Source organism: Pseudomonas sp. SW-3, assembly GCF_016615645.1.
Classification (GTDB): Bacteria; Pseudomonadota; Gammaproteobacteria; order Pseudomonadales; family Pseudomonadaceae; genus Aquipseudomonas; species Aquipseudomonas mandelii.
The window spans coordinates 3,994,646-4,010,551 of record NZ_CP067098.1 but is presented as its reverse complement, the minus strand read 5'-3'; the positions used below and the strand labels follow the sequence as shown (position 1 = coordinate 4,010,551).

General features: G+C 60.7%; 16 protein-coding genes. 6 read left to right on the top strand and 10 right to left on the bottom strand.

Translation table 11 applies throughout. The features are described 5' to 3' along the window. Positions 1 to 175 precede the first annotated feature (175 nt). Together JIO00_RS17910 and JIO00_RS17905 are read left to right on the top strand one after the other, a co-directional pair. Entirely contained in the window at positions 176 to 445 is a 270-nt protein-coding gene (locus tag JIO00_RS17910) for a DUF4242 domain-containing protein (RefSeq protein WP_010455500.1), read from the top strand. Between the two features lie 37 nt (positions 446 to 482). Next, the gene (locus tag JIO00_RS17905) at positions 483 to 1,295 is read left to right on the top strand and encodes a class I SAM-dependent methyltransferase (RefSeq protein WP_010455498.1); all 813 of its coding nucleotides are present in this window, start codon (positions 483 to 485) and stop codon (positions 1,293 to 1,295) included. Between the two features lie 135 nt (positions 1,296 to 1,430). On the opposite strand, the gene JIO00_RS17900 is transcribed toward JIO00_RS17905, so the two are convergent. From JIO00_RS17900 to pcsA, 4 genes are all read right to left on the bottom strand, one after another. After that, entirely contained in the window at positions 1,431 to 2,357 is a 927-nt protein-coding gene (locus JIO00_RS17900; protein WP_010455496.1) for a universal stress protein, read from the bottom strand. Between the two features lie 91 nt (positions 2,358 to 2,448). Next, entirely contained in the window at positions 2,449 to 2,907 is a 459-nt protein-coding gene (locus JIO00_RS17895) for a GNAT family N-acetyltransferase (RefSeq protein WP_200666491.1), read from the bottom strand. A 130-nt stretch (positions 2,908 to 3,037) separates the two neighbouring features. After that, the gene (locus tag JIO00_RS17890; protein WP_200666489.1) at positions 3,038 to 3,424 is read right to left on the bottom strand and encodes a DUF488 domain-containing protein; all 387 of its coding nucleotides are present in this window, start codon (positions 3,422 to 3,424) and stop codon (positions 3,038 to 3,040) included. A 6-nt stretch (positions 3,425 to 3,430) separates the two neighbouring features. Beyond that, complete coding sequence (pcsA, locus tag JIO00_RS17885; RefSeq protein WP_010455490.1) at positions 3,431 to 4,153, bottom strand: phosphatidylcholine synthase; 723 nt, start codon at positions 4,151 to 4,153, stop codon at positions 3,431 to 3,433. Between the two features lie 398 nt (positions 4,154 to 4,551). Between pcsA and JIO00_RS17880 the strand changes: the two genes are divergently transcribed. Further along, the gene (locus JIO00_RS17880; protein ID WP_077749100.1) at positions 4,552 to 5,274 is read left to right on the top strand and encodes a tellurite resistance TerB family protein; all 723 of its coding nucleotides are present in this window, start codon (positions 4,552 to 4,554) and stop codon (positions 5,272 to 5,274) included. Positions 5,275 to 5,397: 123 nt separating this feature from the next. On the opposite strand, the gene JIO00_RS17875 is transcribed toward JIO00_RS17880, so the two are convergent. Continuing rightward, a complete protein-coding gene (locus JIO00_RS17875) occupies positions 5,398 to 5,838 on the bottom strand; it encodes a cupin domain-containing protein (protein WP_077749101.1) in 441 nt (146 codons plus the stop codon). A gap of 192 nt (positions 5,839 to 6,030) precedes the next feature. Between JIO00_RS17875 and JIO00_RS17870 the strand changes: the two genes are divergently transcribed. The 3 genes from JIO00_RS17870 to ligD are packed head-to-tail and all read left to right on the top strand — an operon-like array spanning position 6,031 to position 11,015. Further along, positions 6,031 to 7,416, top strand: a complete 1,386-nt coding sequence (locus JIO00_RS17870; protein WP_200666487.1) for an iron-containing redox enzyme family protein — start codon at positions 6,031 to 6,033, stop codon at positions 7,414 to 7,416. A 9-nt stretch (positions 7,417 to 7,425) separates the two neighbouring features. Further along, entirely contained in the window at positions 7,426 to 8,418 is a 993-nt protein-coding gene (locus JIO00_RS17865) for a methyltransferase (RefSeq protein ID WP_200666485.1), read from the top strand. Then, positions 8,415 to 11,015 carry a DNA ligase D gene (gene ligD / locus JIO00_RS17860; protein ID WP_083376423.1) on the top strand — a complete coding sequence of 867 codons (2,601 nt, stop codon included), beginning with the start codon at positions 8,415 to 8,417 and terminating at the stop codon, positions 11,013 to 11,015. Before JIO00_RS17865 ends, ligD begins: the two co-directional genes overlap by 4 nt. Before the next feature lie 33 nt (positions 11,016 to 11,048). Here the strand turns inward: ligD and JIO00_RS17855 are convergent, their stop codons facing one another. From JIO00_RS17855 to JIO00_RS17835, 5 genes are all read right to left on the bottom strand, one after another. Further along, entirely contained in the window at positions 11,049 to 11,723 is a 675-nt protein-coding gene (locus tag JIO00_RS17855) for a DUF3313 domain-containing protein (RefSeq protein WP_010455479.1), read from the bottom strand. Between the two features lie 48 nt (positions 11,724 to 11,771). Continuing rightward, complete coding sequence (locus tag JIO00_RS17850; RefSeq protein WP_154501176.1) at positions 11,772 to 13,040, bottom strand: OmpP1/FadL family transporter; 1,269 nt, start codon at positions 13,038 to 13,040, stop codon at positions 11,772 to 11,774. A 68-nt stretch (positions 13,041 to 13,108) separates the two neighbouring features. Then, positions 13,109 to 14,725: an arylsulfatase gene (locus JIO00_RS17845; RefSeq protein ID WP_083376425.1), complete on the bottom strand. Its 1,617-nt coding sequence runs from the start codon at positions 14,723 to 14,725 to the stop codon at positions 13,109 to 13,111. A gap of 208 nt (positions 14,726 to 14,933) precedes the next feature. Then, the gene (locus JIO00_RS17840) at positions 14,934 to 15,473 is read right to left on the bottom strand and encodes an HD domain-containing protein (RefSeq protein ID WP_077749107.1); all 540 of its coding nucleotides are present in this window, start codon (positions 15,471 to 15,473) and stop codon (positions 14,934 to 14,936) included. An 11-nt stretch (positions 15,474 to 15,484) separates the two neighbouring features. Then, positions 15,485 to 15,886 (bottom strand): hypothetical protein, encoded by a 402-nt coding sequence (locus tag JIO00_RS17835; protein ID WP_010455472.1) that lies wholly within the window; start codon positions 15,884 to 15,886, stop codon positions 15,485 to 15,487. Between the last annotated feature and the right edge of the window lie 20 nt (positions 15,887 to 15,906).

Sequence of the window (15,906 nt, the reverse complement as noted above, 5' to 3'; positions counted from 1 at the left end):
CCCATGCGACTAAGGGCTTTCTGATTGTGAGCGCGTTGCCGGGTAACGTGAATTCTCCGGACGATCGGGCAGTGTTGCCCGACGATCGGGCAGGACGCCGGCCCGCGCCGGAGCGATAGTTTGCCTACAGGGCCACTGCCGACCCTGTCATCAATAACAAGACTGAGAGGTTGCCATGCCAAAGTTCGTCATAGAACGCGAGATTCCAGGTGCTGGAACACTGTCAGAAAGGGATTTGAAAGCCGCTTCGCAAAAGTCCTGCCGGGCATTGCGCGACTTGCCGCAGGTGCAGTGGCTTCAGAGTTATGTCACGGGTGACAAGTTGTACTGCGTGTACATCTCGCCGAGCGAAGCGCTGATCCAGGAGCACGCCAGGCAGAGCGGTTTCCCGGCCAACCGCATTTCCCAGGTGATGAACATCATCGATCCGACCACGGCGGAGTAAGCCGGGCTTGCGTTCCAATCCTTACGGAGCAGATTTAATGAGCACCCCCCTTGATCTCACTGCCCTGAAAAACCGCCAGATGGTCTCCTGGGCCAGCGGCGATTACGCCGTGATCGGCACCACCCTGCAAATTGTCGGCGAGCAACTGGCTGAAGCCTGTGACTTGCTCTGCGACGAACGCGTGCTGGACGTGGCCGCCGGCAACGGTAATGCGACGCTCGCCGCTGCACGCCGAGGTTGCAACGTCACCTCGACCGACTACGTGGCGGCGCTGCTGGAGCGCGGCGAAGACCGGGCCCGGGCCGAGCGCCTGGAGGTGACCTTCCAGGTCGCCGACGCCGAGGCGCTGCCGTTCGAAGACGCCAGCTTCGATGCGGTGCTCTCGACCTTCGGCGTGATGTTCACGCCGGATCAGGCCAAAGCGGCTTCAGAACTGGCGCGGGTCTGCCGTCCTGGCGGCCGGATCGGCCTGGCCAACTGGACGCCTGAAGGTTTTGTCGGCCAGATGTTCAAGACCCTGGGCAAACACCTGCCGCCACCGCCAGGCGCACAACCGCCTTCAAACTGGGGAACCGAAGCCTGGTTGCACTCGCACTTCGATGAGCGTGACTTTCAGGTCCAGGTGACGCGCCGCACCTTCAACTTCCGTTATCGCTCGGCGGCGCACTTCATCGACACGTTTCGCACCTGGTACGGCCCGGTCCACAAGGCCTTCGCGGCGCTGTCTCCCGAGGGAGCCCAAGCCTTTGAAAGCGACCTGACTGAGCTGATCAACCGGATGAACAGAGCGGGAGAGAAATCGGTGGTGGTGCCAAGTGAATACCTGGAGGTCGTCATCACCCGACGTTAACCAGACGACACAAAACCCTGTAGGAGCGAGGCTTGCCCGCGAAGACGGAGCGTCAGGCAACATCGTGGTCGACTGATACTCCGTCTTCGCGGGCAAGCCTCGCTCCTACAGGGGGATGCGGTGTCTGGAAGAGGCTCACTCATCCACCCGCTCGGTGTACACCACCCACACGCTGCAGGGCATTTTGTACAGCAGGTGTTCCACTGTGCTGCCGATCAACCGGCCCAGACCGCGATGGCCGACCCGGCCCATGACGATCACGTCGACGTCGTAGGCGTCGACATAGCGGGTCAGGACCTTGGCCGGGTTACCCATGATCATGTGCCGCTGCTCGGGCGCGATGCCGTTGCGCTCGGCCAATTCGTTGAAGGCGTCCTCCTGGTAGTCGAACAGGGTCTTGGCCTTGCCGGAATTGAAAAACGCCGAGCCGTTGTCAAAGCCGAACTCGTCTGCGCTGATCGAGGAAAGGTCATAGGCGTAGACCACGTCCAGCTCGGCGTTACAGGCACTCGCCAGCTTCGACGCTTCGTGCAGGATCCGGTCATTGAACGTTTTGTAGTGATCATCGCGATGAAAAGGATCGACCGCCGCGACAACCTTGCGTGGCAGGGCGTGAACGGCATGGCTGACAAAATGCAGCGGCACCGGGCATTCACGCAGCAAATGCACGTCGAGCGGGGTAAACAACAACCGCGACAGCAGTGATTCGTGCTCCAGCGCCTTGATCAGCACGTCCATCGGCTGCTCTTTGAGGTGAATCAGGATTTCTTCCAGCGGGCGTTCGACCCACGCCACCTCAGTGGTGACGTGGACGCCGATCTTGCGCAGGGGACGGGCCTGTTCTTCGAGCCACTGGCGGTGTCGATCAACGTAGCCCAGACGCATTTGTTCCAAGGCCTTTTCGTTGACCAGGCTGGCGGTGGCCAGGCCTTCCAGGTAATCGAACGCCACGATGTGCAACGCCGCATCTTCAGCCTTGGCCAGCGCCGCGGCTCTGTCGAAGGCGGGGCTGTGTTCCATCAGTGGCGAGGCGACCAGCATGAAGCGTGATTGACCAGACATGTCGAACCTCCCGCGTCGTTCAATCCCCTAAGTATTGACCATGATCGACCTCCCGTCCGTCAGACCGGCGCAGGTTGGGTGGGCGTGGCAGTCAGAGGGAGGTCAGTCGCCGTTCCATGATGATCGTACGCTCGGCTCCGTGGAATTCGTCGCGGACTTTTCGAAAGCCCAGCTTGAAGTAGAAGGCTTCTGCGGTGATGGAGGAGGGGACGCGCAAGACCTCGATTTTGGCTTCGGCGGCGATGCACTCGATCGTGGCCATCAATTGCCTCCCGAGGCCGCGTCCTTGTTGAGTCGGGTCGACAAAGACGCTGCGCACCACATCGCGATCAAGGCTGGCCGTGGCCACGATATGACTGTCGATCATTGCGACGAAGACCTGGCGTTGGGTCAGCAGCGTGCGAATGGACTCGGTGGAAAAGCTCTTTTCCACCTGCTCGATGATGTCGGGTGGGTAGTCCAGGGCATTGGACTGGCGCAGCGACTGGATGATGACCTGGCTGATGGCGGACGCGTCAGCTGCGGTGGCGGGCCGTATTTGCGGTTTCATGGTGCTACCTCAGTCCTTTGAACATCCAATTCCCCTGTGGGGGCGAGCCTGCTCGCGATGGCTGAGTGTCAGTCGACATCTACATCGGCTGGAAAGCAGTCATCGCTAGCAGGCTAGCTCCCACAGGGATCTAGGCAATCTGTGCGCCGCGTGCTGCCAGCAACTCCCGCAACACAGAACGATGGCAATGCGCTTCATCCTCGCAATAACACCCAACCGCCAGCGCGGTTTGATGGGAGAGGGCGGCCAGCAGATCCAGCAGTTGACTGGGCGCCGGGTGGTTCATTTCCGCCTTGAACTTGCGCCGAAAGGCCTCCCAGGCTTTGTCATCGGTGGCCGCTTTGGCTTCGGCCACCAGTTCCGCACTCGGCGACAGCAGTGGCTGCCACACATCATAAAAGTCCCGACGGGCGAACTCGGTCTTCGGTACACCACGAGGGGGGCGGCGTACCGTGCCGATCCGCAGCCCTTCATCAGGCAGGCGCGGCGAGCCGAGTCGAACGATATGGATGGCCATGCTGCGTTACTTTTGGCGCGATCCGTCGAACCACTCCATGGCGGTGCGCCAGATGCAGATCCCCAGGAAGTAAGCCGACATCAGCAGCCAAAGCCCCATGACCATCGGGTTGATGACGGGGTGATTGACCACCAGCGACAAGCTGCACAGCAGCCAGATGGCGGTCACGGCAATGTTGATCGGCATGAACTTGCGCACGCGAAACGGGTGCAGGAACTTCATGCGGGTCACGGTCAGCAAGGCCAGGCCAATGATCGTCAGGAAGGTAATCCACGGCGACGGGGCAATGATGTACAGGCACAGGGCCACGACGTTCCAGGCGGCGGGGAAGCCCTGGAAGTAATTGTCTTTGCTTTTCATGTTGACGTTGCAGAAGCAAAACAGCGACGAAACCAGAATCAGCGACACGGTCAGCAGCAGCGTGTAGTCCGGCAAGGGGATGTAGCGATAGATGAACAGCGCGGGGATGAACACATACGTCAGGTAGTCGATCACCAGATCGAGAATCGATCCATCGAAACTCGGCAACACCGACTGCACATTGACCTTGCGTGCCAGGGCACCGTCCAGCCCATCGACGATCAGGGCCACGCCCAGCCACAGCAGGCAGTTGGTGGCCTGGTTTTCCAGCAAGGCGAGGGTGGCGAGGAAGGCAGTGACCACGCCGGTGGCGGTAAAACCATGGGCGCCCCATGCTTTGAGTCTGGCGATGTGTAGGGTGGATATCACGGGGGGCGTTCTCCAGATAGATGAAGCAAGCCAGTCATCACCCTCATTATCAAGGGCGGCGGCAAACCGGTTCGGTTGCAGGTATCGACCGGAAATCCGGGAATAAGGTTCACCGCCAGTAAATCTTAGCTGGGCCGGCAAAAAATACTTTGGATTAATCTGCAGTGCTGTTCACTGAACACTGGCACACAGGCTTACCCGTTTTTGTGGCGAGGGAGCTTGCTCCCGCCGAGCTGCGTAGCGGCCCCAAAAAATGTGGCAGCAATGCCGGTTTTTGTGAGTGCTACGCACTCAAGCGGGAGCAAGCTCCCTCGCCACAGGCCAAACGGTAATGGCGCATTTGCCGGCGAGGACTATTGTTGCCTGACCGGGTCACTCCCATCGATGAGGACGTCGTCATGAACACCAGCGATTTGCTCGAACAACTCCTGCGGGCCGGCCAGGGCTCCAGGGAGCGACAGGGTGGCGCATCTGCCCAGGGCGGCATCGACGGCGGTCTGGGCGGATTGCTCGGCGGCTTGTTGGGCGGTGGCGGTGGTTCAGCCATGGGCGGGGGCGGATTGGGTGGTTTGCTCGGTGGCCTGCTCGGCGGCGGCTCACCGCTGGGCGGCTCGACCCGGACCCGCTCAAGTGGCGGCACCAACTATGCGGCCCTGGCGTCGCTCGGGATGATGGCCTTCCAGGCGTATCAGGCATGGCAACGCAGTCAGGCGGCTGCGCCGCAACAGGCACCGCGCACCGTAGACCTTTTGTCCGGCCCGGAAGTCGAGGAGCACAGCCATGCTGTGCTGCGGGCGTTGATTGCTGCAGCGAAGGCCGATGGCCGGATCGACGACGCCGAGAAACAGATGATCAGTACCGAACTGGGCCGTCACACCGACGACCCGCAATTGCAGCAATGGCTGGATGACGAAGTGGCCCGGCCGCTGGATGCCGCCGATGTGGCGCAGTCGGCGACGGATCCTGGCATGGCGTCAGAGATGTACCTGGCCAGCGTGATGCTGGTGGACGATCAGCAGGATGCCGAGCGCAACTATCTGGATGAGCTGGCGGCGGCGCTGAAAATTGACCCTGAGCTGCAAGTGCATCTGGAGCAGCAGGCCAAGGGTGGTGCGGTTTAGGGGTCCGTTAAACCGGGTTGTCTTTCAGGCCGCCTTCGTTAGCAGGCCAGCTCCCACAGTGGATTTGCGGTGTGCGCAAGGTCGCTGTGGGCGCTAGCCTGCTAGCGAAGAACGATAACGCGGTCAAACTGCCGGTTTGGGCACCAGGAAAATAACCCCGTACGCTTCGGCAATCTCCAGTATCCGCGGTAAATCCTCCGGCACCCTTAATTGATCCACCGCCGCAAAAAACTGCCCGCCCCGCGGATCCGACACCACGCCAATCATCTTCGCGGTAGGGCTGATGTTCTTGTAGGCATGGATCGAACCCCCGGGGATATGCACATACCCCCCGGCCGAGACGGTGGTGGACTTGCCCGCCACGGTCACTTCGACCTGGCCGTCGACCACATAGAACGCCTCGTCCCACGGATGAAAGTGCAGCGGCGGCCCTCCACCTTGCACGCCTTCCTGAATATGCATCTCAAAGGGCTTGCTGAGGTCGCCGCCCGCGAGGATGGTGATCGCCTCGCCCACGACATTTACGGGTGCCGGCGATTGCTCGATGACGTGCACCGTTCGCATGATTGCTCTCCGAAGATGACCCCGCACCCGCTGATTATAGGCCGGGTGCACCGGGCGGGCGGTGCTGCACAGGTCCGTCCGTCAGGGCGATTTCAACGTCGATTGAATTTTTCTCCGGGCAAATCGCTCTGCTGATGTAGAGACGTGTTGATTCAACGTCCTGCCACTGGCCTTAGACCGAGAGATGCGCCCATGACTGCCCTGACACGACTTGAATCGCGGCCCGCCCACGAACACCCGATCCCGGCCGCCGGGAGCCTCAAACAAGCCTATGAACACCTGCTGCTGGGCGTCGACCCCGAGCAACGGCGTGCTCTGGCGCGAAGCTTTCTCGAAGTGCAGCTGGAACACGCCACCCACTTGCCTCAAGAAATGCCAACGGACCTGTCGGCCCTGCAATCGTTCGTCGAACACCACAGCGTCGACGTTGCCCGCCAATACGCCGACTACCTGCAACAACGCAAAGAAGGCGGGCCCCGGCAGTTTTTCACTAACAAGGCCCACGCGCTGTTTTTCCTGCAAGCCGTGGCCCCGACCAAACTGGTCGACGGCGCCTGGTTGTACGGCCTGTTGCGTCAGTGGCGCGACCCGCGTTTCGAAGGGCTGATCTGCACCTATCTGGAAGAGCTCGGCGACGGCAACCCGGCGCAGAATCATGTGGTGATCTACCGCAAGCTGCTCGCCGAACATGGTCTGCAAGACCCAGGGGTGATCGCCGACGAGCATTACCTGCAGGGCGCGATACAACTGGCGCTGGGCGAATCCGCCGACGAGTTTTTGCCGGAGGTGATCGGCTACAACCTGGGCTACGAACAGCTGCCGTTGCACCTGCTGATCAGCGCCTATGAACTCAGCGAATTGGGCATCGATCCGTATTACTTCACCCTGCACGTGACCATCGACAACGCCAGCACCGGCCACGCGCAAAAAGCCGTGCAGTCGGTGCTGCAACTGCTGCCGGTGGAAGGCGATCGCGAAGACTTTCTGCGTCGGGTCGCGCTGGGTTATCGACTCAATGATCTGGGGCAGGGCAGTCGCGCGATCATCGAGTCGTTCGACCTCGACGCCGAGCTGCTCAACATGCTTGAGCGCAAGCGTCCGTTCGGCCAGCACATGCATTCCGACTACTGCCGTTTTGAAGGCAAGACCGTCAACCAGTGGCTGTCCGCGCCGGAGCAGTTGCCAGGGTTCCTTGCCGCCATGGAAAAAAAGGGCTGGATCAAGCGCGGACAGGATCCTCAGGCCAGTCGCTTCTGGCAGTTGATCGAGGGGGATGGTGCCGCCATGTTCGGCGTATTCAGCCCCTATGAAAAACAGCTGCTGCATGACTGGATTGCCGGCAACTGGACGCCTGAGCGCTCAGCCACAGCGGTCCGCCGAGGCACGAGTGTCGCGACAGAACCGCCAGTGCCCGACAACGACCCGGATATCCAGAGCCTGCAAACCTCGCTGGAGGGGCTTGCCGCACAAGAGCAGATGCCCGTGCTGATCCCGTGGTTGTCGGCCCATCGGCATTCCCATCCAGCCGGCCTGATGGCTACGCGACGGTTCATCGAACTCAAATCCAGCCTGCGATAGGAGCACGGCATGAATCAGGAAGAACAACTGGGCGCTGCCGATCTGGCGCTGGTGCAGCTGGGGCGCCGTTTGCAGGCCGATGGTTACCGGTTTATCACCCCGACGCCGCTCACGCACCAGCGGGTCAACGACCGTGACTTTGGGCAAAACGCCCGGACCTTGCGCGACGTGTTCGGCTGGTCGCGCGCATTCGAACCGGGCCTGCTGTCGACCGATGAACAGCGGCAGTTGCAGGAGGCGGGCGTGCTGCAAGAAAGCAACGGCCGACTGAAAAGCCGCGTGCGCTGGTCCAGCCTCGATGATTTGCTGTTCGTGCACTCGGGGTTTCCCACCGACGCGGCGGACGCGGTGTTTTTCGGACCGGACAGCTACCGGTTCGCGCAGCTGATCCACGCTCATCTTCAACAATCCTTCGCGCCGATCCGGCGCGCCGTCGACATTGGTTGCGGCGCGGGTGTCGGGGCGATTGTGATTGCCCGCGCACGCCGTGAAGCCGAGGTGCTGGCCGTCGATATCAATCCCGCGGCTCTGCGTTTGACGGCGGTCAACGCGGCCCTGGCGGAAGTCGCTAACGTCACGGTCGAGGCCAGCGATGTGCTGCAGGACGTCGACGGCCAGTTCGACCTGATCGTCGCCAATCCGCCCTACATGGCCGACCCCACCGAGCGCGCTTACCGGCATGGTGGCGGCGCTCTCGGTGCGCAGTTATCGTTGCGCATTGTCGAGCAGGCGTTGCTTCGACTGGCGCCCGGTGGCTCTTTGGTGCTGTACACCGGGGTGGCAATGATCGATGGCCAGGATCCGTTTCTTGAGGCACTGACCCCGCGCCTTGAATCGCCGATGTTCGGCTGGACCTATCGCGAACTCGATCCCGATGTGTTCGGTGAAGAGTTGCTGACGCCCGGCTATCAACGGGTGGAGCGGATTGCGGTCGTGGCCTTGATCGTCACGCGCATCGGCCCCGGCATTGGGGGACGCGTCGAGCCAACAGGTGCGCCATGAACAAGAATCTGGATGATTACAACCGCATGCGCGATTTTTCGGCGACCTCTGAGCCCGCCGCGAAACGTTCAGGCAAGAAAACTGCGAAAGACCATGCCTTGCAGTTCTGTATCCAGAAGCACGATGCCTCGCGGTTGCACTATGACTTTCGCCTGGAACTCGATGGCGCACTGAAAAGCTGGGCCGTGCCGAAAGGCCCCTCGCTAGACCCCAAGGTCAAGCGCCTGGCGGTCCACGTTGAAGACCATCCGATCGATTACGCCACGTTCGAGGGCAGCATTCCGGAAGGGCATTACGGTGCCGGCGATGTGATTGTCTGGGACCGGGGCGTGTGGATCCCCCAGGAAGATCCGGCCAAGGCCTATGCCAAAGGCAAGCTCAAGTTCGAGCTGCAAGGCGAGAAACTCGGCGGCTTGTGGAACCTGGTTCGCACGCACATGCCGGGCAAGCAGGAGCAGTGGTTTCTGATCAAGCATCAGGACAGCGCGGCGAAACCCGAGAGTGATTACGACGTGGTCGCCGCCGAACCCGACAGCGTGCTCAGTGACCGCACCATTGTCCCCAAAAAGGCCAAGACCGCCGCCAAGCCCAAACCGGTGAAGAAGCCGGCGCGCAAGGTCGCGGCTAAACAGCGGTCGGCGCAACTCACCGGGGCTCACAAGGCCAAGCTGCCCGACCAGCTCAAACCGGAATTGGCGACGCTGGTGGAAAAAGCCCCGCCGGGCGAGTGGAGCTATGAGATCAAGTTCGACGGCTACCGGATCATGGCGCGCATCGACCACGACGAGGTGAAACTCTTCACCCGCAACGGCCACGACTGGACCCACAAATTGCCGAAACAGGCCGAGGCGCTGGCCGCTCTGGGCCTGGAGTCCGCCTGGCTCGACGGTGAGATGGTGGTGGCTAACGAGCAGGGTGTGCCGGACTTTCAGGCGCTGCAAAATGCCTTTGAATCCAATCGCAGCGGCAACATCCTTTATTACCTGTTCGACATGCCTTACCTCAATGGCGTGGACCTGCGCGAGGTGCCGGTCGAGGAGCGGCGGGTCGCGCTGGCAACGGTGCTCAAACCCAATAAAGATCCTTTGCTGCGCTTCTCCGACGCGTTCGGCGAGGAGCCGGAAGCCTTGCTCAACAGTGCCTGCCAAATGCAGATGGAAGGGCTGATCGGCAAGCGCCTGGGGTCGCCTTATGTGTCACGGCGCAGCAGTGACTGGATCAAGCTCAAGTGCAAACATCGGCAGGAATTCGTCGTGGTCGGGTTCACCGATCCCAAAGGTGCGCGCAATGCCTTCGGCGCGCTGCTGTTGGGATTGCATGACCGGGACAGTGGCGAGTTGCGCTACGCTGGCAAGGTCGGCACCGGTTTCAACGAGACCACGCTCAAGCACATTTATGAACAGCTCAAACCGTTGCAGGTAAAAAAACCGGCGGTGGTCAATCCGCCGACCGGTTTCGACGCCAAGGGTGTGCATTGGCTCAAACCGGTGTTGCTCGCCGAAGTCGCGTTCGCCGAGATGACCAAGGACGGATCGGTGCGCCATGCCGTATTCCATGGCTTGCGCGATGACAAGCCCGCCGAAGACATCACCGAGGAGCGTGCGAAAGCCGTGAAAGCCCAGACCAGCAGGAAATCCGCCGCTGACAAACCGGCCACCGCGACGAAAAAGAAAACGGCCAAGGCAGCGCCCGCGCCCTCACAAGTCGGCCTCGGCGACGGCAAGGTGCGCATCACCCACCCGGATCGGGTGATCGATGCAAGCAGCGGCACCACCAAAGTGCAGCTGGCGGAATATTACGCCAGCGTCGCCGAATGGATTCTGCCCGAGCTCAAGGATCGGCCGGTGGCGCTGGTGCGCGCCCCGGATGGCATCGCGGGCGAGCTGTTCTTCCAGAAAAACGCCGAGCGCCTGGCCATTCCGGGCATCACCACGCTGGACAAGGACGTCACCGGCCAACCGGTGATGATCATCAACAACGCCGAAGCGCTGATTGGCGCCGTGCAGATGAGCACGGTGGAACTGCACACCTGGAACGCTACCACGGAGAATCTCGACAAACCTGACCGCTTCGTTCTCGACCTCGACCCGGACCCGGCGCTGCCGTGGAAAAGCATGGTCGAGGCGACTCAGCTGACGCTGTCGGTGCTGGATGAGCTGGGGCTCAAGGCCTTCCTCAAGACCAGCGGCGGCAAGGGGATTCACCTGGTGGTGCCGCTGACCCGCAAGCACGGTTGGGACGAGGTGAAGGACTTCAGCCACGCAATTGTCAGCCACATGGCGAAGTTGCTGCCGGAGCGCTTTTCGGCGGTGTCAGGGCCGAAGAATCGCGTCGGACGGATCTTCATCGATTACCTGCGCAATGGACTGGGTGCCACTACCATCTGCGCCTATGCCGCCCGCACCCGCGAAGGGTTGCCGGTGTCAGTGCCGATTTTTCGGGAAGAGGTGGCAGAGCTCAAGGGCGGTAATCAGTGGAATATCCACAACGTGCAGGAACGACTGGCTGAAGTGGGTGATGAACCTTGGGCAGACTTGAAGAAAACCCGGCAAACCATCACCGCCGACATGCGTCGGCGGGTCGGAATGAAAAAATAGCGTCTTGGTTAGTCGCGCTCTTTGCAGCTGCCGCTACCGGACAAACGCCTGCAAATCGCTGGCCAGTTTGTCGATCGCCACCTTGAAGTCTTTGGCGGTGATTTCCTGGCTGGCATTGGACAGCGTGCTGCCGAAGACTTTGCGCACGACTTTGGCCACGGTCTGGTTGGTGCTGGCGTCTTTAAACTCGGCCTCGATGAACAACGTGGAGTCCTGATCCCGATGCCCGCTGGCAGCGGAAACACCACCGACAACGGCCGCGACAGGCACCACTTCATACCATCTCATACCTTCGTTTTCGGCATTCACCCCGGTGATCGCCGCGCGCATGATCAGTTTTTTTGAACCGCCGGGCGCTGATTGTTCGCTCGATACCACGCGGTATTTCTGCCCCAACACACCTTTGACCTTGCTGGTCATGTAGTTCTGCAGTTCATCCAGGGTTTGCCGATTGACCCGCTCGGTCGGCTTGGGCGCCGGATAGAGCTCCAGTTTGTTGAAGACCACGGTGTCGTAGGCGTTTGGATTCCAGGACGGGCTCACCCAGCGCATCGCGGTTTCGCCACTGGTGGTGGTGACTTGCTGCAAGTTGTTGTAGTCGGTAAGGAAGCCCGAGTACTGGTCTTTTTCGGTGACTTTCGAGGTGCAGCCCCCGAGTAGCAGACTGGTCAATGCGACGCCGATGAATAATTTCCGGGACAGGTTCATTGTGGTGTGTGCTCCATGGGGGTTGTCTTTTTTTTTCGATTGCAGGCATCAAAAACGCCAGGTCATGTTTCCGGTCACCGCTTGAATCCAGGCCTTGTCGAATTGACCGGAAGTTCGAGTGCCCGACGTGGACTTGGTCTGGTCCACCGGCATGTCGCCAAGCCAGACCATGGCCCAGCTGACGTTAATGTCGGTGACCTTGTTCAGAGCATAGGTGGCCCCAGCCGCAACGCGCCAGGATTCGTCCATGGGCACGGTAAATGTGCGGTTGCCGTCGGAAACGGCGCTGCTGTCGTAAGCCACGCCGAAATTCCACAACAGCTGCGGGGTGGCCTGGTACTGCGCGCCCAGGGCCAGTTGCCAGGTGTCTTTGAAATGGGCGTCGACGGTGGTCGATTGTGAACCGACTGCGGTGGTGTCGACTTGCACCGCGATATCGCCGAACTCGGACCAGTCCTGCCAGTTGACGGAGGCGAGCAAGGCCCATCGCGGGTCGAGTTGCTGGAACAGGCTCAGGGTCGCGGTTTGCGGCACGGTCATGTCGAGTTGGGTATTGGTGTTGTTGACGCGCTCCAGCAAACGGCCGTCGCCTTTCACATCCAGCCGATCTTCGAAGTCCAGATCGACCTTGCTGGTGTAGGCCAGGCCAATACGGGTGCCGGGTTGCGGGGCGTAGATCACCCCCACATTCGCCCCAAAGCCCCAATCGTTGTCTTTGTACTTGAATTGGCCGTCGCTGCGGTCGGTGAAGCCAAAGGGTGAACGATCGATCGCGGTTTGCGCTTGCAGCATGCCGTACATGGCTTTCACACCGACGCCTACCGACCATTGATCATCGAAGCGATACGCCACGCTGGGCACAAACGACAAACCGGCGAGGCTGACGTTCTGCGCAAAATAGCGCCCGGACCAGTCGTTGTCGTAGTTGGCCGCCAACCCGAAGTCGCCGTAATTGCCGAAACCGACGCTCCAGTGGTCGTCGAATTGATGGCTGATGAAAAAGCTGCCGCCGGGAATCGGGTCGAAGGCATTGCCACTGCCGCTGCCCGTGCCGTTGGTGTTTGAGTCGCGATCAAAGCTCAGGTCGCCATAGAGCACCTGCAATCCGCCGGTAATTTGCGTACCTGGCAGATAACTCATGCCCGCCGGATTGCTGGCGATGGTGGAAGGGCCTTGTGCACGGGCGGCGGCACCGGCGTTGGCAAGCCCCACGTTATCGGTGCCGATTTCATAGAGCATGATGCCGCCGGCCTGGGCCTGCTGGCAGCACAGCGCAAACAGGGTGAAGGCGGGTAGGACGGCTGTTTTTAATTGCATGGATCACCTCAGCGGATGTCCGTCATGAACGCGGGTGGCTGGCAGCCGCCACCCGTGTATTCGCCTGTCTACTTGGCCATGGCCGCCCGGGCCGCTTCGATCCTGGCTTTGACCGCTTCCAGGTTGAAGCTCGCGCCTTTTTGCATGGGTGGGAACTCAACCGCCGTTTCAGCCAGTTTGACCACTTGCTGCTGTACAAACACAAAGCGCCAGAACTGGAACTTGAACCACTCGAAGTACTCCAGTGAGCCACTGGCTGCCATGTTTTCCGGCCACCCGGCGCGTTCGAACGGGTCGAGCCGCAGGTTGGTCAGGACCGGCATGTCCAGCGTGACCTTAGCCCCCAGCCAGCCACCGGGCTGATCGATGAAGCGGTACTTGAAGTCATCGATACGGATCGCACCCAGCGTACTTTCGCCGAAGTAGAAAACTTCATGCCGGTTCGACGGACCTTTACCGGTGATCATCGGTGTCTGGTCATAGCCATCGAGGTGGACCTTGTACGTTCTGTCGCCCAATTGCTTGCCCTTGAGCAGCTCGGTGGCGATGTTCGGGTTGCCGGCGGCGGCAACGAGGGTCGGGAACCAGTCCAGGCCGGACATGATGCCGTTGGCCACGGTGTTGGCCGGTACGTTGCCAGGCCAGCGGACGATCGCCGGAACCCTGAAGCCACCCTCCATCACGGTGCCTTTGCCCATGGCAAACGGTGTGGTGCCGCCATCCGGCCAGGTGAAGTTTTCCGCGCCGTTGTCGGTGGTGAAAATCACGATGGTGTTGTCATCCATGCCGTCTTTTTTCAGCTTGGCCATGACGTCGCCGACGATGTCATCGAGCTGCGCCATGCCGGCTTCCTGCTCCGACCAGCCATTCTGCGAATTGCGCATCGCTTCGTACTTGTCGGACAGGTGCGTGACGATGTGCATGCGGGTCGGGTTCAGCCACAGGAAGAACGGTTTGTTATCGGTCTTGGCCTTGTCGATGAAGGTGAAAGCCTTGTCGCGGATTTCGTCGTCGACGGTTTTCATCCGCTCGGGATAGAGCGTACCGGCGTCTTCGATTTTCTGTTTGCCGACCTTGCCCCAGCGCGGCATCACCGTCGTATCGTCGGTGGTGGTCGCCCAGCTGTGGACCATGTTGCGCGGGCCAACGGTGGCCAGAAGTTCTTGCGGATAATTGGGGTGTGCCGGGTCTTCCATGGCGTCGAGGTGATAGAGGTAACCGAAGAACTCGTCGAACCCGTGCGCGGTGGGCAGAAATTCGTTCAAGTCGCCCAGATGGTTTTTGCCAAACTGGCCAGTGGAGTAACCCATGGCCTTGAGCGCGGTGGCAATGGTGACCGCTTCAGCGGGAATACCGACAGGTGAGCCGGCCTGGCCGACCGTGGTCATGCCGGTACGGATCGGCAGTTCACCGGTAATGAAATTGGCACGCCCGGCGGTGCAACTGGCTTCGGCGTAGTAGTCGGTAAAGCGCATGCCTTCTGCAGCGAGCTGGTCGAGGTTGGGGGTCCGGCCGGCCATCATGCCCTGGTTGTAGACGCCGATATTGGACCAGCCAATATCGTCGCCCATGATGACCACGATGTTGGGGGCGGGTTTGTCGGCCGCTTGGGTGATGCCGGGTAGAACCATTGCAGACAACAACATTGAAACAGCAAACAACCGGGTTAATTTTGTCTGGTTCATGAGCAGCTCCTGCGTACTGATAAGTACCGAAGTCAGGCCCCCCGACCTTTTTTAAATGGGGTATCCCCCGAAAGAGCGTAGGTATGAACTGGGAAATATCCAGTAGTAATTGACAGTGATCGGCAGCTGTCTCATGAGCGTTACAGCATGGTCGGCGATGGCCGGATTCAACTGATCTTTTCGCACCAATCCCTGCCCGTCGACCCCATCACCAGCGAAACATTGGCAGCGGTTTGAGCGGGGAGCGCAGGAATTGCCGTGCGGTTTGCCGGAGCAGCATCCCGTGAAAACCATGATTGGGCAGTACCGACTTCACCGTTTTGATGTAGGCCCGCGGCAGGCCGAACGTCAGCAGGCCGAGCGACACGTCAATGATATCGGCGCGTCGGAAGGGCTCGACGCTGAGCGCATGGTCGGCAGCATAGGACCGCACTTTGTGGTGTTCCAGGATCAGTGCCGTCACTTCGCCGCTCAAGTGCGACAGTTGCCGATTGGCGAGGTAGTCGGTGGCCAGGCGCACCGAGGGTTCCAGGTAATCAATGGTTTGATCGGTCCAGATGCCCAGGTCGTGAAACGCCCCGGCGATCTGCACGGCTTCGGAGGGCAGGCCTTCAATGCCGCTGATCGCGCGGTAGAAGTTCAGCACCCGGTAAATGTGATTGCGATAACCCAACAAATCGGCACCGATCGCCAGGGCGTAGGACGTCAGTATTTCGTCGGTCACGGGGAATTCGAGAAGAGGGTTCATCGGTACGGACCTCACGCGTCGCGCAGCAGGTCATTGGCGTTGAGGATCTCGAAGGCGATCTCCGGGCGTTTCTCCAGGCTGCGGCGAATCGCGGCGGGGATCGACTGGCGGGTCTTGCGGCACAAGCCCGGCAACTCGCCGAGGGTGATGCCGATGCCGCGCATGGTACGCACTTCATTGAAGCTGGGGACGATGTCCACGCGGATGCCCAGTTGTGCGTACATGCGGTTTTGCAAGCGTTCGAGGTCAGCCAGGCTTTCCAGGTTTTCCAGACGATCGAGCAGACGCTTTTCTTCCTGTCGGGTCAGAAACAGGATGCGCACGTCCGCGCCCGGTGTTTCCAGCAACGGGTCTCGCCCGCAGATGCAGGCGCCGGGCGGGCAGGGTGAGCGGATCGGAGCAGAGGTCGTCATGGGCCTTAATCATAGAGCGC